At 49.6% G+C, this 21,814-nt stretch carries 20 protein-coding genes; 11 read left to right on the plus strand and 9 right to left on the minus strand.

What is annotated here, in order from left to right:
- Nucleotides 1-9: 9 nt before the first annotated feature.
- The gene (locus P3339_RS11065; protein ID WP_282953422.1) at nt 10-1,449 is read right to left on the minus strand and encodes an alpha/beta hydrolase family protein; all 1,440 of its coding nucleotides are present in this window, start codon (nt 1,447-1,449) and stop codon (nt 10-12) included.
- Between the two features lie 238 nt (nt 1,450-1,687).
- On the opposite strand from P3339_RS11065, the gene P3339_RS11070 reads away from it, so the two are divergent.
- Nucleotides 1,688-2,293 carry a cytochrome b gene (locus P3339_RS11070; RefSeq protein WP_282953423.1) on the plus strand — a complete coding sequence of 202 codons (606 nt, stop codon included), beginning with the start codon at nt 1,688-1,690 and terminating at the stop codon, nt 2,291-2,293.
- A gap of 457 nt (nt 2,294-2,750) precedes the next feature.
- Here P3339_RS11070 and P3339_RS23450 read toward each other — a convergent pair whose 3' ends face one another.
- From P3339_RS23450 to P3339_RS11105, 8 genes are all read right to left on the minus strand, one after another.
- The gene (locus P3339_RS23450; RefSeq protein WP_353056926.1) at nt 2,751-3,527 is read right to left on the minus strand and encodes an MFS transporter; all 777 of its coding nucleotides are present in this window, start codon (nt 3,525-3,527) and stop codon (nt 2,751-2,753) included.
- Entirely contained in the window at nt 3,467-3,994 is a 528-nt protein-coding gene (locus tag P3339_RS23455) for an MFS transporter (protein WP_353056905.1), read from the minus strand. Before P3339_RS23455 ends, P3339_RS23450 begins: the two co-directional genes overlap by 61 nt.
- A 57-nt stretch (nt 3,995-4,051) precedes the next feature.
- Nucleotides 4,052-5,059 carry an ArsJ-associated glyceraldehyde-3-phosphate dehydrogenase gene (locus P3339_RS11080; protein WP_282953424.1) on the minus strand — a complete coding sequence of 336 codons (1,008 nt, stop codon included), beginning with the start codon at nt 5,057-5,059 and terminating at the stop codon, nt 4,052-4,054.
- 85 nt (nt 5,060-5,144) lie between these two features.
- Nucleotides 5,145-5,489: a metalloregulator ArsR/SmtB family transcription factor gene (locus P3339_RS11085; protein ID WP_020412863.1), complete on the minus strand. Its 345-nt coding sequence runs from the start codon at nt 5,487-5,489 to the stop codon at nt 5,145-5,147.
- Between the two features lie 19 nt (nt 5,490-5,508).
- Nucleotides 5,509-5,928: an arsenate reductase ArsC gene (locus P3339_RS11090; RefSeq protein ID WP_282953425.1), complete on the minus strand. Its 420-nt coding sequence runs from the start codon at nt 5,926-5,928 to the stop codon at nt 5,509-5,511.
- A gap of 104 nt (nt 5,929-6,032) precedes the next feature.
- Entirely contained in the window at nt 6,033-6,848 is an 816-nt protein-coding gene (xthA, locus tag P3339_RS11095; protein ID WP_020412861.1) for an exodeoxyribonuclease III, read from the minus strand.
- A gap of 85 nt (nt 6,849-6,933) precedes the next feature.
- On the minus strand, nt 6,934-9,033 hold the full coding sequence (locus P3339_RS11100) for a carboxy terminal-processing peptidase (protein ID WP_020412860.1): 2,100 nt from the start codon (nt 9,031-9,033) through the stop codon (nt 6,934-6,936).
- Between the two features lie 787 nt (nt 9,034-9,820).
- Nucleotides 9,821-10,363, minus strand: a complete 543-nt coding sequence (locus P3339_RS11105; RefSeq protein WP_282953426.1) for a lipocalin family protein — start codon at nt 10,361-10,363, stop codon at nt 9,821-9,823.
- Nucleotides 10,364-10,631: 268 nt separating this feature from the next.
- Here P3339_RS11105 and P3339_RS11110 point away from each other — a divergent pair, with 268 nt between their 5' ends.
- From P3339_RS11110 to P3339_RS11155, 10 genes are all read left to right on the plus strand, one after another.
- Nucleotides 10,632-11,888 (plus strand): FAD-dependent oxidoreductase, encoded by a 1,257-nt coding sequence (locus P3339_RS11110; RefSeq protein WP_282953427.1) that lies wholly within the window; start codon nt 10,632-10,634, stop codon nt 11,886-11,888.
- 292 nt (nt 11,889-12,180) lie between these two features.
- Nucleotides 12,181-13,332 carry a Gfo/Idh/MocA family protein gene (locus P3339_RS11115; RefSeq protein ID WP_282953428.1) on the plus strand — a complete coding sequence of 384 codons (1,152 nt, stop codon included), beginning with the start codon at nt 12,181-12,183 and terminating at the stop codon, nt 13,330-13,332.
- Nucleotides 13,333-13,555: 223 nt separating this feature from the next.
- Nucleotides 13,556-14,617 carry a sugar phosphate isomerase/epimerase family protein gene (locus tag P3339_RS11120; protein ID WP_282953429.1) on the plus strand — a complete coding sequence of 354 codons (1,062 nt, stop codon included), beginning with the start codon at nt 13,556-13,558 and terminating at the stop codon, nt 14,615-14,617.
- Between the two features lie 56 nt (nt 14,618-14,673).
- Nucleotides 14,674-15,993 (plus strand): MFS transporter, encoded by a 1,320-nt coding sequence (locus tag P3339_RS11125; protein ID WP_282953430.1) that lies wholly within the window; start codon nt 14,674-14,676, stop codon nt 15,991-15,993.
- Nucleotides 15,994-16,049: 56 nt separating this feature from the next.
- A complete protein-coding gene (locus P3339_RS11130; protein ID WP_282953431.1) occupies nt 16,050-17,060 on the plus strand; it encodes a LacI family DNA-binding transcriptional regulator in 1,011 nt (336 codons plus the stop codon).
- Between the two features lie 79 nt (nt 17,061-17,139).
- Nucleotides 17,140-17,853 carry a 3-keto-disaccharide hydrolase gene (locus P3339_RS11135; RefSeq protein WP_282953432.1) on the plus strand — a complete coding sequence of 238 codons (714 nt, stop codon included), beginning with the start codon at nt 17,140-17,142 and terminating at the stop codon, nt 17,851-17,853.
- A gap of 4 nt (nt 17,854-17,857) precedes the next feature.
- The gene (locus P3339_RS11140) at nt 17,858-18,061 is read left to right on the plus strand and encodes a twin-arginine translocase TatA/TatE family subunit (RefSeq protein ID WP_282953433.1); all 204 of its coding nucleotides are present in this window, start codon (nt 17,858-17,860) and stop codon (nt 18,059-18,061) included.
- A 10-nt stretch (nt 18,062-18,071) separates the two neighbouring features.
- Nucleotides 18,072-18,986, plus strand: coding sequence for a sugar phosphate isomerase/epimerase family protein (locus P3339_RS11145; RefSeq protein WP_282953434.1), 915 nt, complete (start codon nt 18,072-18,074; stop codon nt 18,984-18,986).
- Nucleotides 18,987-19,252: 266 nt separating this feature from the next.
- Nucleotides 19,253-21,049 carry a GMC oxidoreductase gene (locus P3339_RS11150; RefSeq protein WP_282953435.1) on the plus strand — a complete coding sequence of 599 codons (1,797 nt, stop codon included), beginning with the start codon at nt 19,253-19,255 and terminating at the stop codon, nt 21,047-21,049.
- A complete protein-coding gene (locus P3339_RS11155; protein ID WP_282953436.1) occupies nt 21,049-21,744 on the plus strand; it encodes a gluconate 2-dehydrogenase subunit 3 family protein in 696 nt (231 codons plus the stop codon). The genes P3339_RS11150 and P3339_RS11155 overlap by 1 nt, the downstream gene beginning before the upstream one ends.
- Nucleotides 21,745-21,814 lie beyond the last annotated feature (70 nt).

The following is a 21,814-nucleotide window of genomic DNA, read 5'->3' on the forward strand; positions in this document are numbered from 1 at the left end:
ATTTTACTACTAAGGATTTAAGCCAAAGCGCTCGTTTAACCATAAAGACATTATCTTCAGGGCTTTTGGAGAGAAGCTTTCCTCTATTTCGGCATATTCAGAAGAGGAGCCTTTATTTGCTATTTGAAACAGGTGGTTCATCTGTTCGAGCTCGAAAGTTTGAAAGTCGGGGTGACCTGTCCTGCTTAAAACTCTATGCATATTGTCCAAGTTCATCTTCGCATTTACTTGAAAATCCAGAGAGCCATTGAGAGCCAGTAATGGGGCCTTTGTTTGCTCTAAATAGGGCTCAGGGTTGAACTTGAGAAAATACCGAAACCAAGGTGTAGAGTATTGCCTCTTTAATTGCTCAACTTCTGCCTCCAGTTCGTCATCCTGGTTTCCCTCGAGTCTGGCGCTCTTGAGGAGGAGTTGGTGAATCTCTCCGCTGATAGTCTCTTTCTCCTCTAGCTGGCTAATCAGGTTGAAAATTTCTTTGTCTAACTCGCGGAGTTTTTTGAGCTTTTGTTTATCTAAACCATTAAATTTCCTATCCCTATACCACTGATCCACGAGAAGTTGTGGTATTTTAACACCTGGACCGGCAAGCAAGATAGCAAATGCGATATCTTCACGGTTGCTGGCAACAATGGGAGCTATCATGCCTCCCTCGCTATGTCCAATTAAACCGACTTTGCCCTTGGGAAGATCGCTGCGGCTGTTGAGGTAGTCAACTGCAGCGCTGGTATCGCTGGCGAAGTCTGCGCTAGTTGCCGTAAAAAAATCCCCGGTAGACTCACCAATTCCACGGTCATCATACCTTAAGACTGCGTAACCCTGGCGTGTCAAGTAATCGGCGATTACTGCAAATGGTTTATGCCCGAATAGGGTTTCATCCCGATCCTGGGGGCCGGAACCGCTAATAAGAACCGCAGTTGCTTTAACAGTGGATGTAGGCTTTGTCAGTGTTCCAGACAGGGTGATATTGGCAGTTTTATTTTTAAAACTAACCTCCTCGACAGCGTATGGAAAAGGAAGTTTTGGTGTCTGGGGACGGTTTTTAGGTGTATCACTAGTACCGTCAGCTGCCCTTCTAAAGTTTAGAGGCAATGATTTTCTTTGAGTGAGGGTACCAAAGATCAGGTCAACGTCATTATTGTATGCACCTTCATACTTGATATGTAAGTCTTCCACTTCGAATGCAATACTATTCGATCTTATCTCTAACGTAGACATCTCCATTCCATATTTACCTTGGGAGGGGCTATCCAATACGCCTGTCCATTCGCCATTTTCTTGGTCAATATGAATTACTACTGGTAGCGTTTCTTCGTTAGCAACCTGAAAAGTTGCTTTCCAGATACCATCGATACCTCCAGCCATGACGTAAGTGGAAGATAGGCTTGTAGCGAGGATAAGAGATTTTAATCCCAATTTAACGCTATTTATTCCAGATTGCAGAATTTGCATAAGTGTTTTGCCTGTGCTGTTTCACTGAATGAGTGGCATTCTAGGGGCTGATTTTTTTCCTGTGATAAAAGTAGGATGAGTGGCTTATATAGCTGGCGAACGGTAACAGGGAGTGGGGAAGGAACTGGATGCTCCTATCTATTCAAAAATTTGAATATCTTATCCTAAATTCTCCAGTTGCTATTGGGTAGTACGAACTACTATCTTGTGAGAATTACTCTGTGATAGGTAGTGATTGATGCCCCTTAGAAACAGCGATCATAGCTACGGCTCAATAGCCAAGTGGCTTCACTGGTCCATTGCCCTTTTATTCCTTGGCTCCTATATCAGCGTTTACTATCGACAATGGTTCACTCAAGAGGAAACCCCTGAGAATTTGGTCGCTTTGCAGTTTCACCTGTCTATTGGGGTAACCATAGGTTCACTGGTTGTTCTCCGTATTTTATGGAGGTTGATGAATCCAGCACCATTACTGGAGCCCGGCTCTCGCTTGGAACATGTAGCAGCACATATTGGCCATTTTGCTTTATATCTGATAATGATCATCACGCCATTGACCGGCTATCTGGGTACGGGGGTCAACACGGATTACTTCTTCTTGTTTGAAATCCCCAAGTTTGCTGATACTTGGCTCTTTGGTTCATGGGTACAGAATGGTCTTGGTATGACTTTTGAACAATTTGAGGAGCCCGTGGACTTTATCCATAAGGAGGTCTTGGGTGAGTGGCTGGTTTGGCTGCTAATCCTCGGGCATGTATTGGCCGCTTTGTATCATCACTTTATCAAGAAAGATCGAACTCTATTACGTATGACGATTGATAGAGATAGCCGGGGAAGGGAGTAGTCCCACTGAGTAGATGATTTGGGAAGTTTAGGCTTATGTCCGCCAATGGCAGAAATTGGTGCTAACTTGGCATGGAAAGATACGGGCCGATTTCCTACCCTACACGTGGAAGCTTTATCCGCCAGGTGTCCCTCTTGCAGGTTTATTGCCTGTTGGGGCAACTGTTCCTTGGTCAGCATTGGCCCCGATAAAGTCCTTTCCTTTTAGGCTTAATGGCTTTTAATGAATAAAGTTTCCATGGATTAGGTATCCGTTGGGAGAGTTGCGGATTTATGGATTGATTTTGCCCAGAGCAAGTCTGGAGCTTGTGTTTTGCAGGGGGATGTATGTGGAGTTGGATCCAGATAACATCAAAAGTTACTTTGTTTGGTGCCTTGGTGATGATCACTGGCTGTGATTCAGCGGGAAGGATCTATCCCGTTGCTGAATTAGTCGGCTTTGAGGAATCAATTTGCACTTAGCTGACAACAGTGGCGGCAGGGCTATCTTCATCTCCCTGTTTTGGCAGAGCCAGGGATATCAGCGCAGTTGCCATTAAGAATATAGAAGAAATTATCAGGCAGGCTTCAATTCCTGCTATCTGAAAAATCCACCCGGACAATAGGGTTCCAAGTAGGCGCCCCATGGCGTTTGCCATATAGTAGAAGCCTACATCCATTGAAACTCCATCTTCTCGCGCATAGGAGACAATCAGATAGCTGTGTAGTGAGGAATTGATTGCGAATACGAAGGCAAAAACCATCAGTCCCGACAGGATTGTAAGCAGGGGATGAATACCGGAGTGCAATGCCAAGGCTATTGTTGCTGGGACCATTGCCAGTGCAGCTGACCAGTATAAGGCGGTCCTGCCATCTGGGGCTTTCGGGGAAATACTGGCTGTGATTTTTGGGGCTAATGCTTGTACAGCTCCATAGCCGATTATCCAGACCGCTAGGAAAGTGCCTATCTGCCAATGCCCCCAGCCAAATTGGCTCGCCAGGAAAACTGGCAGGGCAATGACAAACCAGGTATCACGGGAAGCAAAAAGGAATAGCCGAGCGGCAGCTAAGGCGTTTACTGCTCGGCTCTTGGAAAATACGTCGCGAAAGCGCTTCTTGGCTTTAGCCTTTCCTAAATCCCTGCGTAGAAATTTCTTGCTGAGAATCCAAACCCCTGCCAGGCATATGGCCATGATCAGGATAGCACCGCGAAATCCCGCCAGAGCGAGCAGGACCCCACCCAGAAAAATCCCAATCCCTTAAGGGCGTTCTTGGAGCCGGTAAGCAGGGCTACCCAACGGTAGAGCGGACCTTGGGCATGTGCCGGGAGCAACAACTTGATAGCACTTTTCGCACTCATCTTGTTGAGGTCCTTGGCGATGCCTGACAGGGCCTGGGCACCCATCACCCAGGGGACAGAGAGCAGATTTGAGGGTACTAGCAGCATTAGTAAAGCTATTACCTGCAGCATCAACCCTGTGTTCATGGTGCGGTTGAGGCCGAGGCGGGCACCCAGCCAACCTCCAACAAGATTGGTGATCACCCCGAACAATTCATAGAAAAGAAAGAGCAATGCGATTTCCAGCGGGGCATAGCCTAATTTGTGGAAATGCATTAACACCAGCATTCGCAGGGCGCCATCGGTCAAGGTAAATGACCAATAGTTGCCAGTTACCAGCAAATACTGGCGAACTGGCGGGGGCAAAGAGGAAAGTAACTGCATCGAACTGAACTTTACCAATATTGTAATATTGCTGGCTTCTAGGTTCCCCAGATTTAATCAGCGATCCATGTTTCCGATCATCCGGGCTAGTTCCGCGGTACGATTCGCGTACCCCCACTCGTTGTCATACCAGGTATAAATTTTAACCTGGGTACCATTGATCACCATGGTCGAGAGAGCGTCGACAATGCTGGAGCGTGGGTCGGTTTTGTAATCCACCGATACCAGAGGGCGCTCCTCATAGCCGAGAATATCTTTCAGCTCTCTTTTCGAGGCGGTTTGCAGTAACAGGTTAACTTCCTCGGCAGTGGTGGGGCGTTCGACTTCGAAAACACAGTCGGTCAACGAGGCGTTTGCCAGGGGTACACGTACGGCGTGGCCATTTAACCGGCCAGTCAACTCAGGGAAAATCGCAGTTATAGCTGTGGCTGATCCTGTAGTTGTCGGGATCAGGCTGGCTCCACAAGCCCTGGCCCGGCGCAGATCTGCGTGGGGGGCATCAAGTATTGTTTGGGTATTGGTAATATCGTGAATGGTCGTGATGGAGCCATGTTTAATACCCAGGTTTTCGTGAATGACTTTCACAACTGGCGCTAGACAGTTAGTGGTACAGGAGGCAGCAGTAGCAATAGGGTGTTTGTCGGGATCGTAAATATGCTGATTCACCCCCAGGACAATATTGGGCACACCGGCCTCTTTAACAGGAGCGGAGACAAGCACCCTTTTTACGCCTTGATCAAGGTACGCTTGCAAAATTGCAGAGGTTTTCATTTTACCAGAGGCTTCAATGACAAGATCGCAGCGGCTCCAATCGGTCTTGGAGATTTCGGTATTCGCACTGCACGCTACTTTGAGGCCATCTATTTCAATAGTGTGATCAGTGGATTTCGCTGTGTTGTGCCAGCGGCCATGGACAGAGTCGAAATTCAGGAGGTGGGCCAGGGTATGGGCGTCGCCTGAGGGGTCATTAATCTGAATAAACTCTATGTCCGGCCAGTCCCATGCTGCGCGCAGTACCAATCGACCAATACGGCCAAAACCATTGATTCCGACTTTTATCGTCATCTATATTTCTCCTTGAATCCATATATATGGAAATTCATATATATACAGACAAATTTTTACAGTTAATAGGGTACTGTTAGGGCCATCAACAACACAGACTCGCACGTTCGGGCCTTTCCCCCATCTGGAACAGATTCCGTAGATCCTTGGCGATGAACTGCTGGTTTGCTTGTAAAGTGTCTTGAAGGATATTTTTTGTCCAGTCGCTTAGAGCTGGATTGATACGGTAGAAAACCCACTGTCCCTGACGCCGGTCTTGTAAAAGATCCGCGCTGCGTAAAAGGGCCAGGTGCCGGGAAATTTTCGGTTGACTAAGGCCTAGGGCAGCGGTCAACTCACACACGCAAAGCTCACCTTCATAAGCGATTAATAGAAGGGTGCGAAGGCGGGTATCGTCAGCAAGGCACTTATAAAACTGAACTGGATTCAAAGTTTCCCCCGGGCTTCTGTCAGGCCGCTTTGGCAGTTTTGGTTTGCACCAAGGCAAACAATTTAATGCGAGTGCTTAGCTCTCTCACCGTTGTGTAAAATGGCTTGAAGCAATGGCGCGTGGCCGGGTCTTCAAAGTCCCAAGCGATTATTTTGCTATGGGTGGGCGAAGGTACATACTCTCTTTGGCTTTTGTCACACAGGGTGATCACCAAGTCAAAACTCTGGTTGGATACTTCATCCAGAGACTTGGAATACAATCCTTGTATGGGTATCCCAAAGCGTTTCAAGGCGCTGATTGCCCGAATATCCACGGGTTCTGGGCTGGTACCTGCACTGGCAACTTCGAAGAAGCCCCCGGAGTGATAACGCAGTAGCGCCTCAGCAATAATCGATCGGGCTGAGTTCCCAGCACAGATAAACAAAACCCGCTTCTTCACAGCGTTGCACCTGCCAGCTTTATCTCTTTCTATTATATATGGAAAATCATATATTCAAAGAGGAAAAGAACCGGGAACAGATCCCGGTTTTCATTAGAAGGTGGTTAGAGCTTAAATTCGGCCCAAACCGGGGCGTGGTCAGAAGGGCGCTCCATAGCGCGTATATCGTAATCTACTCCAGTAGCGATGCACTTTTCCATGAGAGGGTTGCTAGCCATGATCAGGTCGATACGCAGACCACGCTTGGGATCGCGATCAAACCCGCGGCTGCGGTAATCAAACCAGCTAAACACATCGTTAGTTTCTGGATTAAGTGCACGAAAAGTGTCCACCAATCCCCATGCCTCGATTTTCTGCAGCCACTCGCGCTCCTCTGGCAGAAAGCTGCACTTGCCGTCGCGAAGCCAACGCTTGCGATTGGGCTCGCCAATACCGATGTCGAGATCACTGGGGGAAATATTCATATCTCCAATTACCAGTACTGGAGCATTGGGTTTGCAGGTGGTCTGCAAAAAGGTATCAAGGTCTGCGTAGTACTTTTGCTTGGCCGGGAATTTTACCGGATGCTCGCGGTTTTCACCCTGGGGAAAATAGCCATTAATCACTGTCAGCGGCTCCTTGCCACCGATATCAAATTTACCCATAACCATACGGCGTTGGGCATTTTCATCATCAGTGGGGAAGCCGTACTCTCGATCGACAAAGGGAAGGCGTGAGAGTAGGGCGACGCCGTAGTGGGTTTTCTGGCCAAAGTAGATCAGCTCATAGCCAAGGTCCCGGATCGCATCTACCGGAAAATCTTCATCGGTAACTTTGGTTTCCTGCAAGCCGATTATGTCCGGCTTATGGCTGTCTACCAGTGCCTCCATCTGATGCAGGCGTGTACGAATGCTGTTGACGTTAAAGGAAACGACTTTCATTTATTCCCCCAAAAATAAAAAAGGCCGGGCTTGCCCGACCTGGAGTTACTAGCGGAGCAGGCACGCAAGGCGCACCTGCTACAAATTAGAAGTTCGCTACTTGAGGCGGGGCCTTGCTGGCCTTAGTGGCTAGCCCGATAAAGTCCGCCATTATATAGCCGGCTTCATTCAAGATTGGATCTTTTTCGAGCTTGATCTCAACCGGACCACCGATAGCTGCGACATCTTCTGACTCACTTTCTTCGTAAGCTTCGAAATTCTCGTAGGGTTCAAGACCCTTCGCATTGCGGCGGCGGTTTTCCATAGAGAGCAGGCGCTGGTTTACGTTCTCACGTTCCTGTTCGCGCATTACCTCATTGAGAGAAAGGTACTTCTTATCAGCGCGCTCGCTCTCAAATTCGAACTGGTCGCGCAGGAAGATAAAGTCCGGATCAGATGCCGTACGCTTGTTGTGCTTGGTCATCAAATTGGGAATCAGAGTCTTCAGGTTGAAGTACTTTGCATGAGGCACGGCATGGATGCGATCCCAGGGTAGAGCGGTATCGTAAGCGCTCTCCCCAACGCTTTCAGCGTCAATCAGCTGTGGCATGGGGATATCCGGTTTTACCCCGGCGTGCTGGGTGCTGTCACCGGACACGCGGTAAAACTTGGACTGGGTAATCTTGAGCTGTCCCTCTTTCAGGGGTGCCATGGTTTGAACCGTACCTTTTCCGAACGACTGGTTGCCGACAACCAGGCCGCGGTTGTAGTCCTGGATAGCCCCGGCAAAAATCTCAGAGGCAGAAGCTGACAGGCGGTTGATCAATACCATCAGCGGGCCGCGGTACATAGCACGGGAGCGTGAGCGGTTATGCCGCGAAATTTGCTCATTGGCATGACGGATCTGCACCACCGGTCCCTGGTCAATAAACAGGTCGGTGAGCATGGTGGCTTCTTGCAGCGAGCCACCGCCGTTGTTGCGCAGGTCGAGGATAATGCCATCGACATTCTCCTCTTTCAGTTCACTCAACAGCCTGGCCACATCACGAGTGGTGCTTTTGTAGTTGGGGTCACGGCGGCGATAGGCATCAAAGTCTATATAGAAGGTCGGCAGGTTGATCACGCCAATCTTGTAGTTTTGGCTACCGTCGGAGAATTCAAACACAGCTTTCTTAGCCGCCTGATCTTCCAGCTTCACTTTGCTGCGTTTGATCAGGATGGTCTTGTGAGTGCCGTCACCGCCCGTCGGGATCGTTTCGAGACGAACAAAAGTGCCGGCCTTACCGCGGATCAGGTCAACCACATCATCCAGGCGCCAGCCTACGACATCGACCATCTCACCTTCTTTGTCCTGGCCAACACCCACGATCTTGTCGTTGGGCTTTATTTTGCCAGTGCGATCAGCCGGGCCACCTGCAACCAAGCGGGCCACCTTGGTGTACTCCTCGTCTGCCTGAAGTACAGCACCGATGCCCTCCAACGAGAGGGACATGCTCATATTGAAGTTTTCCAATGAGCGCGGGGACAGGTAATTACTGTGAGGATCATAGAGGCGTGTGAGTGAGTTCATATAGAGCTCAAATACATCATCGCTATTCTGCTGCTCGAGACGCTTCTTCTGGCCTTTATAGCGGCGCTCCAGAAGATCGCGTATCTCCTCGTCGGTTTTTCCTGTGAGACGCAGGTTCAGAACGCTGCTTTTCAGGCGTTTACGCCACAGGTCATCGGCAGCGCTGATTGATTTCGGCCATTCACTTTTCTCTCGATCAAGTTCCAGTGACTCATCGCGAGTGAAGTCAAAGTCTGGGAGGCCTTTCTCCAGTTGGGACAAAATATTGTCGAGGCGATCGCCCATGCGCAGGCGGAAGCGATTGTAAATTTCAAAGCCCGCTTTTACGTCACCAGCGCGCAACTGGTCGTCCATCCTGGTTTGCCACTCACGAAACTCATTGATGTCTGAGTTGAGGAAGTAGCTTTTGGTGGGGTCCAAAGCATCAATGTATTCATTCCAGAGGTCTTCTGACATTTCGTCTCCGACCTTTATTTTGTTGTAGTGCAGCATTTCGAGTTTGCTGACTATCTCTCTGGCGGTGCTGCCCTGGTCCTTTTCTGGGGCCAGGCGCTCGGCCTCTGCCAGAGCGGTTGTGGAAAGCAGGCCAATGACCAAGAAGCCGGAAAATAGTGCGGCGATCCGATTGGTAAGCATAGGGAGTCTCTTTATACGTCCTACTTCATAGGAGGCCAGCCTTTATGGCTTGGCGACCTATAGCTTAGGACAAGTATAAAGGCTGAAAGCTCCGAAGGGCATGAAATACCTCTATTCAGAGATAGATCCTTCCCGCTTTGGGCAGATTTAGCAAAATAGATTTCCCTTTTTCTTGTCGCGTAGGGCATTTTTTCTCAATTATGAACGACAGATATGTATGGTCATCACCATAATCACTACTGACTTCGACCACTAAATAGTCAATCTGATCTATCTGACCGCCCGGTTGTACACCCTGAACGTCAACTGGAGTAACTCCCAGGAGGTGTCAGAAAAGAGCCGCAGGGTTGATCAGCTAATAGTCCCGCTCTGATACATCTTCTGGTGCGCGGGTGTCCAGTGGAACTGGGCACTGGAGCGTAAACCATAGTGTTGAACTGACAGCGATTGCTGTCACCCCTCTCGAGCCCCGGTTTTAGTGCACCCACAGAACTCCAGTCGATTGGCAGCTGATGAGCCATACGGCCAGTTACCCGCTGGGTGGGTCTTGGTTGATCATTTTTTAGTCGGGAAGTTTGTCTGCTTTGCAGGGGGAGGACTATTTCCTGGGGGTAGGGTGCCACCTGTCAGTCTGGTAGCCAGGGAAAATTAAGCCTTTATTTTCTATAAATTACTTTCAATATACATCGTAACTATATGAATATTATAAATTAAATAAAGTTAATGTAATTTATTAAATTAACGGGGCGCGTGAGCAGGAGAAGCCCACGCGCTAATGAAAGAGAGCCTAATGTGTTGGCTGTTTAGTCATTATGATGTGATCGATATTGTAGCCATGCTTAGTGACAGCAAGACCAAGCAGCTCATCAATAATTGATTCATCCAGCTGGGGAGATCGACTCAGGAGATAAAGGCTGCTGCGATCGGGATCACCTACCAGTGACCACTGATAATTTGGGTCCAGCTCCAATATCCAGTAGTCGCCAGTGGACTGGCCGTTAAAGAATGAGATGGCAAGTTTGCTATTGGTTTCATCAATAGGAACACCAGTGCCTTGCACGCTAATAGGGAACCCGTATTTCGGGTGCAGGATTCGACAGAAGTTGAACACGCTGATGCTGCCGTCATCATTCAGCCCATAGTCCGCGGTTACAGCGGTGCATGCGGGTTGGAATATCTGTGGAAGCCTGGCAATTTCATACCACTTACCGACATACTGATGAACATCCACGTAGGGTACTGTCTCAAGCTCTGAATCTCCCTCCGCCCAAGAGAACTGAGCAGCAAAAGCCAATAGAACGATTCCCAAACCTTTTGCAAAGCCATTCATAGTTACGCTTCCTTGTTGATTGCTTGTTCAATCACTACTGCTGTAGTGCCGTAGCGACCCCCTCTTTACGGAGAGTTAACTGGAACGGATTAACTAATTTGCTAGTGGGGTGAACTTTTCACATTAAGTTCACATATTCTTCGTAATAGACCGAAAGAAGGATGGGAACTCAGTATTGATAGGGAGAGGGCAGGCTACTATTTACCCAGCAACAGAGAGTTTAAAAGGCTTATTGAGGTCACTCCTTTCAACTTAAATGGATTCACCTATGTCACAGACTATCCCTGTTGATGTTTTGATTCTTGGTGGAGGGATTCAGGGAGTAACCCTGATGAGACAGCTGATACCAGAGTATTCGGTGATACTGGTCGATGACGAGTTGGGTGATGCCGAATCTCTGCATTTCCACGGTTACTTCTCCTCTGGTTGGAACGCCGCGAACCCCCAAGCTGCTGAGATTTATAGGACAGCCGCGCAGCATTGGCACAAAGAACTTGCTAATAGCGGTGTGAATAGTCGAATAACAGATTTCCATGCAGCGCTGACTCCAGACTTTCTAAAGACAGTTGAAGGTAACTGGGCTGGAGCGGCTATTCCCTCAGAGGAGGTGGAACTGCCGGAGATCTTTGATCCGGACGGTTTACCACCAAATCGCAGGTTCAGATTTCCTGATGATCTTGTTTTCGATGGAGCCGCAGCCTACCTCAGTGTCAGCGAGCCCATGAGAAAACATATTTATAGTGGACGGCTGGCATCATTTCAGCTCGCGGGCTCAGCTATTGAACAGGTAGCCCTGGATATCGGTGGCCGCTCTTGCGAAGTAAGGCCAGAGCTTGTGATTTCTGCCTGCGGTGCGGGCAACGCAGAGGTGATTCGGCAGTTGGGTGTGGCGGAAGAGCAGGTACAAAATGCGCAGCTAGTACGGCCTCTGCATATGCTTTTGGCTCGCGGTCCCAATATTCCCCCGGTTTCAGCTTTCTTGATCGACTTGATAGTGATGTACCACCCACTGGAAGGTGGGGAGGGGCTTTGGATTCTTACACTTAACCCAGAAGTTCCCAAGTTCAAAGCGGGTGTTGTCGATATGTGCATCCCACCAGAAATAGAGAATGATCTACTTTGTGCATCTTTTAAGCGCCTTTCCAGTGCGATGGTGGCCTTTGAGGCCTGGGCGCAGGGCTGCCAGTGGTCGGTATATGCAGGCTGGAAAACTGATGCACCAGGGCCAGATGGTGATCTGTTGGTGCAGTTGGAGTATCCCACTCCGTATCAACTGGACGATTTTGGTCTGCAAAACTTCCTTGCAGTGTGGCCAAACCATTGGGGATTGGCCGCTAACGTCGCTGAAGATGCTGGGAAGTGGGTGCGTACCAAGCTCAAAAGCTGCCACCCCCAGCCGGGCGCCGACAGTGGATTACCCCCAGGCCCGGGGATCGGCCACCCGATAGAGAATAGGTGGCAGAGCCAGGAGCTTAATTGGCAATCCTGGGAAGACTTCGCCCGAAAAGTGGGTTACCACGACTGATTATTAACACCTCGAATGAGTAAACCAGTGTAACTCCTCTGCACTCGTGGATATTGGTACCCTGATCTCTGGGGAAAATAAACAACATGCAATGAAACTGTCGCTTGCAACTGTAAGTTTTTTCTGTATCTTAAAAACAAATGTAACCGGTTACATTTTCTGAAAGGGTTCTTGGAAGAAGTACAAGACCTGAGTATGGAGGCAAGGTATTTGGCCGGGTAGAAACCCAAAACAATAAGAACCAGGTTGCCAGAGGCAGCTATATGGGAAGTGGTATGGGAAAAAAATAAGAATGGGCATGGTTGGTGGTGGAGAGGGTGCCTTTATTGGCGCAATCCACCGTATGGCTGCTTCCCTTGACGGTGAAATAGAGCTGGTGGCGGGATGTTTTAGCAGTAATCCCGAGCGTGGCCGTAGCAGCGGAGAGAAGTTGGGCCTTAACCCCGAGCGCGTTTACCAGAGTTATGAGCAGATGTTTCTGGAGGAATCCCAGCGTGCTGTTGATGAGCGCATAGAGTTTGTTTCCGTGGTAACACCCAATGATTTACATCTACCAGTCTCTATTGCTGCACTGCGGGCGGGGTTTCATGTTCTTTCCGATAAGCCAGCCGCTTGCACTCTTGAGGAAACTCTTGCGCTCAAAAACGAGGTCGTGCGGAGTGGCCATCTCTACGGTTTGACTCATACCTATGCAGCTTATCCTCTTGTGACGCAGGCCAGGGCAATCTTAGCCAGGGGAGAGCTTGGGCAAGTCCGCCGGGTAACTGTTGCCTATCCACAAGGCTGGTTGGCATTGGCTGGTGACTCCAGCGGAAGTAAACAAGCCAGTTGGCGAACAGATCCCACACGCTCGGGAGAAAGTGGCTGTTTTGCCGATATTGGTACCCACGCTCACCACCTGGTCGAATTTTTTACCGGTCAGCGTATCTCTGAGGTCTGTGCGGACTTGCAATCGGTAGTCGACAAAAGGGCGCTGGATGATGATGGCGCGGCGCTATTTAAATTAGATCAGGGTGCGCGCGGCACCCTTACAGCCAGCCAAGTCTGTGGTGGGGAAGGGAATAACCTGAATATCAGTGTTTATTGCGAACATGGCTCACTGTTCTGGGAGCAGGAATCTCCTAACCAATTGCAGTTAAAGCGTAGGGGTCAGCCAGTGGCCTTTTTGAAGGCTGGTGCTGACTGTGAATATCTGGATGACGATGTCCGAGCTCTTTGCCGTACCCCGCAGGGGCATCCCGAAGGTTATATAGAGGCCTTTGCGAATATTTACCGCGACTTTGCAGCCCAGGTTCGATGCCGCCGGCAAGAACTGCCCATTAAAAATAGTTCTGTCGTTGGGAATATTGATGCGGGTGTCCGAGCTATGGCATTTGTACGCGGTGCATTGGAAAGCAGTCGCGCGAACTCTTCTTGGGTGTCTCTGGCACCGTATTGGGAATAGACAGCTGAATCGTACCGATTCATTTTCAAACAAGTTAGGAACCTCTGGCAGGGTGGAAGTCCGGCAGTTAGTACGGCACAGGGAGGTGTCGATGTCGGCCCAGTGCCAGTCCACTTTTGAAAAGGCAGCACTGTGTTTTTTCAAAAGGAGCAAACGGATCACCCAGGAAGGATTGATTGGTTGCAGAGGTAAATAAGTACAGCAGTAAAAAGGATAAGAATAAATGAAGGCACCCAGAATTCAGGGGCCCGGAATATTTCTCGCCCAGTTCCTCCCTCCGAGCGATCAACCAGCTTCGCTGGAGTCTATGGCCCGCTGGGCATCGGATCTGGGTTACAAAGGCATTCAGGTTCCCACTTGGGACAAGCGCATCTTTGATCTCGAGCTGGCCAGCGATAGCCAGGCTTACTGTGACGATATTCTGGGGGTCTGTGAGAAGGCGGGGGTGGAAATCTCAGAACTGTCCACGCATTTGCAGGGCCAGCTGGTTGCAGCGCATCCAGCGTATAAAGAGATGCTGGATATTTTTTCCCCTGAGGAAGTGCGAGGCAACTTGCCAGCCCGTGCCGAGTGGGCAAGCAATCAACTGATGTTGGCTGCTCGGGCCAGTGCGAACCTAAAGCTAAAGTCCCATGCTACATTTTCTGGCGCACTACTTTGGCATACTTTTTATCCCTGGCCCCAGCGCCCGGCAATGCTGGTTGAAGAAGGTTTTCGCGAATTGGGTCGGCTGTGGCGCCCCATATTGGATGCGTTTGACAGTGCTGGGGTTGATGTTTGTTATGAACTCCACCCCGGTGAAGATCTGCACGATGGGCTGACTTTTGAACGTTTTCTCTACGAAGTGGAGGACCATCCAAGAGCGAATATTCTCTATGACCCCAGTCACCTGCTTTTGCAGCAGATGGACTACCTGGCTTTTATCGACATCTATCACGAACGAATCAAGGCGTTTCACGTGAAAGATGCTGAATTCAATCCGAGTGGTAGGGCTGGAGTTTATGGTGGGTATGCTCCCTGGATTGAAAGACCTGGCCGTTTTCGTTCCCTGGGCGATGGTCAGGTGGACTTCCGCGGGATTTTCAGCCGCTTGACCCAATACGGTTACGATCGCTGGGCAGTACTTGAATGGGAGTGTTGTATTAAGGATCAACAGCAGGGGGCCAGTGAGGGTGCACCATTTATTCAGGATCACCTGATTACTGTGGCAGGGAAGGCCTTTGATGATTTTGCTGGTGCAGAAACAGATCGCGCGCGAAATCGTCGGATTTTAGGATTGGATTAAATTTTTCCAAACCAAGTGAATAACCAATAACAATAAATCATGCGGAGACTGGATAAATGAGTACGATGATAACGCCCCAGAACAAGAGAATATTCTTGGTGGGTAATCTCTCCATTTTTATGATTGGCTTGGGCATGGCTGTGCGGACGGTGATAGCCACTAACTTGCAGGAAGATATCTATAACCATATAGACCTAGCTAACTCCACCACTATGCTCGGTGAAGCAATTGGTATTACCTTTGCTGGATTTGCTTTCACACTTCTATTTGGAAGCGCACTTGTGGACTTGGTCGGCATCAAGCGAATGTTGATGCTCTCATCTATAGGTTATGTGTTGGGCAGTTTGCTTATTATTGCGGCATCTATGGTGACTCCAGGGGAGGGGGTAGAGAGTCTGGTTCTAGCTGGCCTGTTACTGACAGGCTTGGGCTGGGGTGCCGTGGAGGCAGCCAGTAATCCTATGGTTGCTGCAGTCGATCCAGAAAATAAAACGCAACGTTTAAACGTACTACATGCCTGGTGGCCTGCGGGCATTGTGGTTGGAGGATTACTGGGGTTGTCAATCTCTGCCCTCAAGCTTCCCTGGCAGTTGAACCTTGTCGTGTTGGCACTGCCGGCTGTTGTTATGGCCTGGCTTGTGGCTAAAACAGATTTCCCAGTTACTGAACGGGTTTCTTCCGGTATCAGTTATGGCGAAATGTTTAAAGAGGTATTCAAGCAACCGATGTTTATCCTGCTTTGGGTGTGTATGTGGCTGACCGCCGCAACCGAGCTGGCCCCTGGGCAGTGGGTAGACCTGACCCTATCACGCGTAGTTGGCATGAAGGGTATCCTTATCCTTGTTTATGTCAGTATGTTGATGTTTGTGATGCGCCACTTTGCCGGACGGCTGGCAAAGAAACTGTCTCCTATCGGACTTCTATGGTTAAGCAGTCTCCTTGCCGCAATTGGGCTCTATTGCCTGGGTATGGCTAGGACGCCAGTAACTGCATTTTTGGCAGCGACTGTCTGGGGCATTGGTGTTTGTTATATGTGGCCCACTATGCTGGCCACAGTCTCCGAGCGTTTTGTGCGCGGAGGGGCATTGTTTCTGGGGTTGCTGGGTTTTGCCGGTGGTATGTCTATCCAATTTGTTCTGCCAAAGCTTGGGGCTATTTTTGACAATGCCAAGATTGAGGCAGCGGGGGGCTTGGAGGCCTTTGAAAAGCTGAGTGGGGATGAGTTGGATGCGGTATTGGCAACCGCTTCTGTAGAGTCATTCCAGTCTTTGGCAGTAGTCCCACTTATCCTGCTCCCTATTTTTGCCTTTATTTGGCTGTGGGATCGAAGGCAAACAGCCAATAAAACGGAAGCAGCAGTTACGGGTAACCAGTAGATGATATCCGTCTGTGCGAAAATAACCCCCTACTAATAAGAAATTAGCAGGAAACTATGTCAAATATTCGCGAAGTTGCACGTCGCTCCGGTGTATCGGTCGCGACCGTATCCCGGGCGTTAAAAGATCCGCAGATGGTTTCTCCGCGAACCAGAGAGCGGGTGCTTAAAGCCGTGGAGGAGGCCGGATACCGGCCGAACCTCCTTGCGCGGAACTTCAGTTCGGGAAAGTCATTCGCAGTGATGGTATTAGTTCCCAATATAGCCAATCCATTCTTTTCCCGGGTCATTCGCGGAATTGAGAAAGCGGCGCAGGATCAAGGCTATTCGGTGCTGCTGGGGGATACAAAAGGGGATTCCACCAATGAACAATTTTATGCAGGTATGGCGTTAACCAACCAAGCGGACGGTGTTATCCAGCTTGGTAGTCGTTATCCGTTTGCAGAGAAGGATGCAAACCTGGCTGCATCTGTTCCGTTGGTGAATGCCTGTGAGCGCATAGTAGAAGATGATCGGTATCCGGTGGTGGAGTTGGATAACCATGGCGCGGCACAGGAGGTTGCGCGGCACTTGATGGAGATGGGGCACCGCCGCATCGGGGTTATTACCGGGCCCTCGCAAAGCCCCATAGTCCGAGACAGACTGTCTGGGTTTTATGATGCACTAAAAAAACGTGGGTTAGGACTAGATCCTGAAATGGTTGTTCATGGGGAATTCACTATGACATCTGGACAGGAAGGCGCAGAGACTTTGCTATCTACTCCCCGTCGGCCAACTGCCATTTTTTGTATGAACGATGAGATGGCTATTGGTGCAGTGCATCAGGTGAAGAGGATGGGCCTCAGGGTGCCGGAAGATGTGTCTGTTACCGGGTTCGATAATATTGAATTCTCCCAATTTACAGATCCGCCTTTGACCACGATTAACCAGCCCGCGGAGGAGTTAGGCCGCTACGCAATGGAAACGCTGCGATTGATTATCGATGGTAAGCCATTGAAATCCAGCCGGACTATTTTGCCATTTGAGCTAGTGGAGCGGGAAAGCACAGCCTCTTGTCGGGACAACTGAGAACTGCAGGCTCCCAAGGACCGTTGCCTTGAAAAGCATGGCATTGATTAGATAACAGCCAATAGGTGTGGAGATAATAATGATGAAAAACTTTACTAAAACCAGATCCAAAATATCCGTAGCGATTGCAGCAGCAGTGATGCTGGGTGCTGCAGGTTGCGAGCGGGTGCCCGAGTCGAGCGTCCAACAAGCGGATGGAGAGTGGCGTTACCTGTTTGATGGTGAGACATTACAGGGTTGGACTGGAACAAATGGCTCGCAGATTGGGGGTGCCTGGCAGGTTGTTAATGGCAATCTGGTATTGACCGCGGGAGGGGCTGGGGACCTGGTAACCGCTGAGCAGTTTGCAGATTTTGAATTGCAGCTGGAGTGGAAAATTTCTGAGGGCGGTAACAGCGGCATTATTTATCGCGTCGCTGATGGAGATGCACCAGTTTGGATGAGTGGCATGGAATACCAGGTGTTGGACAATGCCGCGTTTCCCAATCTGGAAAAGCCAAGCCACAGCGCCGGCTCAGTATTTGATATGTATGCGCCCAGTGAAGAGAGCGTTAAGCCTGCGGGAGAGTTTAATCAAACTCGTATTCGTGTAGAGAACGGCAAGGTAGAACATTGGTTAAATGGCAACAAGATTGTTAGCTACGAGCTTTGGTCAGAAGATTGGGGCAAGCGTTTGGCGGGCAGCAAGTTCTCAAATTATCCAGATTTTGCGCGGTCTGAAAGTGGCTATATCGCTTTGCAGGACCATGGCGATAAGGTCTGGTATCGCAATATAAAAATCCGGGAGCTATAAGCTAATGGGTATTTCAGGAATCAGTCTGTGGCAAATCCTGATAGTACTGGTGCTTGCAGTTTTATTGTTTGGCAGCGGCAAGATTCGCCGTTTGGGCGAAGATCTGGGGGAGCAATCAGTGGCTTTCGCCGTTCTTTGCAAGGAAACCGAGAGGGTAGCGCTTCAACCGATAACCCCTCGAAACCCATTGCAGAGTTTTCCCAAATAGGAGAGCGGTAATGACTATCAATAGAAGGCGGTTTTTGGCAAATAGCACAAGCCTGGCAGCTTTGGGACTGGCTGCCCCTTTTATGGGGTTTGTTGGTCGTAGCCACAGCGCGGGAAGTGAAAGCTTTTTTAAGATTTCCTTAGCTCAGTGGTCCCTGCATCGGCAACTGCGAAGTGGTACTCTCAAGGTTCTGGACTTTCCGGTTAAAACGCGCAAAGTCTTTGGAATTGGAGCGGTTGAGTATGTAAATCAGTTCTTTAAAGATCAGGCAAAGGACTTGAAGTTTCTCACCGCAATGAAGGCTAGGGCAGAAGACCATAATGTTCGCAGTCTGTTAATTATGGTTGATGGAGAGGGCGACCTGGGTGATCCTGATAAAGGCAAGAGAAAGCAGGCGATAGAGAACCATTACAAATGGATCGAAGCGGCTAAACATCTAGATTGTCATTCTGTACGAGTAAATGCCGCAGGACAGGGGAGTCGCGAAGAAGTGGCTAAAGCATCTGTTGAGGGGCTGCGCGCGCTTTCGGAATTTGCCCAGGATTTTAATATTAATGTGATTGTTGAGAACCATGGTGGCTACTCATCTAACGGGGAGTGGCTGTCACAGGTCCTTCACCGTGTAGATATGCCCAACTGTGGCAGTTTGCCGGACTTTGGAAACTTCGGAGATTACGATCGCTATTTGGGAGTTCAGCAACTTATGCCCTTTGCCCAGGGTATCAGTGCCAAAAGCTTTGAGTTCGATTCAGCGGGAAGTGAAATCAACACGGACTTTGCTCGAATGTTACGGATCATTCGCGACGCGGGTTATCGGGGTTATGTTGGGATTGAATTTGAAGGGCCGGGAGATGAGGACCACGGAATTATGGCAACAAAACAGTTGCTAGAACATCTTGGTAGGAAGATGGAGGTGTCCACGTAATTAAATGAAAATAATTGATAAAATTTACTTACAAATGTAACCGGTTACATATTTTTAATTTTACCTAACCTGAAAATATGTATTTTAATGTCTGCTTTCTTCAAGAAATCAGTCTTTAACACCGATAAATTAAAAATTCAGACTTGATAGTTGTTCACCCAAACAGAAAAATATTCTAATAATGTAACCGGTTACAGAAAAATATTCCCAATTGATGGAATTTAGCCGGTCAGAAGAAAAATAAATGGTCATGCAGGAGAGATGTTATGGCGAGTGAAGATATTGAGAATAAAGAGTACGACGCCTTAATAGTCGGCTCTGGTGCAGGGGGCGGTATGGCTGCCTATGTGCTGGCCACAGCAGGTTTAAAGGTACTTTTGCTGGAAGCGGGGCGGTCCTATGACCCGGTCAAGGAAACCCCTATGTTTAATCTGCCCAAAGACGCCCCCCTGCGCGGTGGTAGCACGCCGGAAAAACCATTCGGTTTTTACGATGCGACAGTGGATGGTGGCTGGCAGGTGCCAGGCGAGCCCTATACCCAGGGATCCCGGGAGAGAGGCCGGCGTTTCGACTGGTGGCGAGCGCGTATGCTAGGTGGCCGCACGAACCACTGGGGGCGTATTTCGCTGCGCATGGGGGAATACGACTTTAAGCCGTACTCAAGGGATGGACTCGGTTTTGACTGGCCTATCAGCTATCAAGATCTGGCTCCGTACTACGATAAAACCGAGATGCTCATTGGTGTCTACGGCACCAATGAGGGATTGGAAAATACCCCGGATTCTTCCGATGGCGTATTATTGCCGCCCCCCAACCCTCGCGCTTATGAACTGCTAGCGAAAAAAGCTTGTGACAAGTTGGGTATCCCCGTGATCCCTTCACACTTGGCCATTCTCAGTGAGCGCCTCGACCATGAAAATATTCCGCAGAAACTGTTCCCCGATAACAAGCTTGCCCAGGATGTAACCCGTGAATCGATGAAATCCCGTGCTGCCTGTTTTTGGGCCACACCCTGTGGTCGCGGTTGTTCCATTAAGGCGAACTTCCAGTCCACCACAGTACTGCTGCCTCCTGCGTTGGCCACAGGCAACCTTGACATCATAACTGACGCAATGGTGCGCGAAGTTACCGTTGATAAGAAAGGCAAAGCCAACGGGGTTGTTTACATTGATAAAAACACCCGTCAGGAAAAGTTTGCCAGTGCCCGCGCAGTTGTCGTCGCGGCCAGTGCCGCCGAGACATCACGCATTCTTCTCAATTCAAAAAGCACTTTATTCCCAGACGGTCTCGCCAACGGCAGTGGTGTTGTAGGCAAATACCTGATGGATACTGTGGGCGCGGGAGTAGGTGGCCAGATTCCAGCCCTGGAAAACATGCCCGCTCATAACGAAGATGGCGCGTCGGCAATGCATATGTATATGCCCTGGTGGCTGTACAAAGAACAGTTGCGCGGAGACTTGGATTTTGCTCGGGGTTATCACATTGAATTCGGTGGTGGCCGCAGTATGCCTGGAGCTGGTGCCTTCGGCGGTATGGGTGATTTCACCGAAGGTGCCTACGGTAAGGATTTAAAAGAGGCCTGCCGACGCTATTACGGTTCCTTTGTCTGGTTCGACGGTCGTGGGGAAATGATCCCCAATGATGACAGCTACTGTGAAATTGATAAGGACCAGGTCGACCAGTGGGGTATCCCGGTTCTGAAATTCCACTGGAAATGGAGTGACCAGGAACTTAATCAGGCTGCCCACATGCACAAAACCTTTGCCGAAATTATCGAAGGTATGGGCGGCAATGTGACCACAACCGTACAGACCGATGGTGCCAAGGCAATTATCAACGGTGGTGCCATCATCCATGAGGTCGGCACCGCGCGCATGGGCTCCAACCCAAAAGATTCTGTGCTCAACCCTTACTGCCAGTCCTGGGAGGTTCCCAACCTCTTCCTAACTGACGGCGCCCCCTTTGTTTCTAATGCCGATAAAAACCCAACCCTGACCATTATGGCCCTGGCTTGGCGTACCTGTGACTACATCGTGGACCAATTCAAGAAGAGGAATATCTGATGAGCGAGGAAAAAACCAACCTTGGTCGCCGTAATGCCCTGCGTTTGATTGCTACCACCGCCGCTGCAGTTCCGGTAATTGGCTGCTCTGAGAAAGTAGCTGAAAAGGTTGTAGTGAGGGAGGACAAACCTGCGGCAAAACCTGCAGTTAAAAACCTGGATGCTCCGAAACAAACGCTAGCCAGGGGGACGCCCACGGATCCAGACCTTCTTAATCCAGTTGTGCCTTGGGAAATGCAGCTAGATGAGAATGAATTAGCGGTACTGGCTGCGCTCTGTGATGTCATTATTCCCACGGATGCAATTTCCCCGAGCGCCTCTTCTGTTGGTGCTCAGCATTACATCAATGAATACGTGAGTGCGCCTTATTCCAATAATAAAGCAGATCTTGTCACGATTCGCGGTGGGGTTGTCTGGCTCGAGGGAGAGTCTAGGCGCAGATTTCAAGGCTCATTTGTCGAGTTGAGTGAATCTCAAAAAACGGCCATCTGTGAGGACATCAAATGGACTCGCACCGCGAAGCCAGAATACCAGGCCGGTGCGCGTTTCTTTGCCAAAGTGAGGGTTCTCGCATCTACCGCTTTCTATACCACCGAGGAAGGTATGGCGGATATCGGCTATGTGGGTAACAGACCTATGGCCAGCTTCCCTGGAGCACCGCCTGAAGTACTAAAGCGACTTGGCCTGGATAGCTGATAGCTGTACATGGCCTTAACCCCCAGGGAAGGGGGCTCAAAAAAATAAGCCAGGGACAGGCAGACCTAAA

Source organism: Microbulbifer sp. MLAF003, assembly GCF_030012965.1.
Classification (GTDB): domain Bacteria; phylum Pseudomonadota; class Gammaproteobacteria; order Pseudomonadales; family Cellvibrionaceae; genus Microbulbifer; species Microbulbifer variabilis.

Coding starts and splice junctions, on each gene's coding strand:
- P3339_RS11065 (WP_282953422.1), bottom strand. CDS start 1,449: ATGCAAATTCTGCAATCTGGAATAAATAGCGTTAAATTGGGATTAAAA.
- P3339_RS11070 (WP_282953423.1), top strand. CDS start 1,688: ATGCCCCTTAGAAACAGCGATCATAGCTACGGCTCAATAGCCAAGTGG.
- P3339_RS23455 (WP_353056905.1), bottom strand. CDS start 3,994: ATGCAGTTACTTTCCTCTTTGCCCCCGCCAGTTCGCCAGTATTTGCTG.
- P3339_RS11080 (WP_282953424.1), bottom strand. CDS start 5,059: ATGACGATAAAAGTCGGAATCAATGGTTTTGGCCGTATTGGTCGATTG.
- xthA (WP_020412861.1), bottom strand. CDS start 6,848: ATGAAAGTCGTTTCCTTTAACGTCAACAGCATTCGTACACGCCTGCAT.
- P3339_RS11100 (WP_020412860.1), bottom strand. CDS start 9,033: ATGCTTACCAATCGGATCGCCGCACTATTTTCCGGCTTCTTGGTCATT.
- P3339_RS11105 (WP_282953426.1), bottom strand. CDS start 10,363: ATGAATGGCTTTGCAAAAGGTTTGGGAATCGTTCTATTGGCTTTTGCT.
- P3339_RS11110 (WP_282953427.1), top strand. CDS start 10,632: ATGTCACAGACTATCCCTGTTGATGTTTTGATTCTTGGTGGAGGGATT.
- P3339_RS11115 (WP_282953428.1), top strand. CDS start 12,181: ATGGGCATGGTTGGTGGTGGAGAGGGTGCCTTTATTGGCGCAATCCAC.
- P3339_RS11120 (WP_282953429.1), top strand. CDS start 13,556: ATGAAGGCACCCAGAATTCAGGGGCCCGGAATATTTCTCGCCCAGTTC.
- P3339_RS11125 (WP_282953430.1), top strand. CDS start 14,674: ATGAGTACGATGATAACGCCCCAGAACAAGAGAATATTCTTGGTGGGT.
- P3339_RS11130 (WP_282953431.1), top strand. CDS start 16,050: ATGTCAAATATTCGCGAAGTTGCACGTCGCTCCGGTGTATCGGTCGCG.
- P3339_RS11135 (WP_282953432.1), top strand. CDS start 17,140: ATGATGAAAAACTTTACTAAAACCAGATCCAAAATATCCGTAGCGATT.
- P3339_RS11140 (WP_282953433.1), top strand. CDS start 17,858: ATGGGTATTTCAGGAATCAGTCTGTGGCAAATCCTGATAGTACTGGTG.
- P3339_RS11145 (WP_282953434.1), top strand. CDS start 18,072: ATGACTATCAATAGAAGGCGGTTTTTGGCAAATAGCACAAGCCTGGCA.
- P3339_RS11150 (WP_282953435.1), top strand. CDS start 19,253: ATGGCGAGTGAAGATATTGAGAATAAAGAGTACGACGCCTTAATAGTC.
- P3339_RS11155 (WP_282953436.1), top strand. CDS start 21,049: ATGAGCGAGGAAAAAACCAACCTTGGTCGCCGTAATGCCCTGCGTTTG.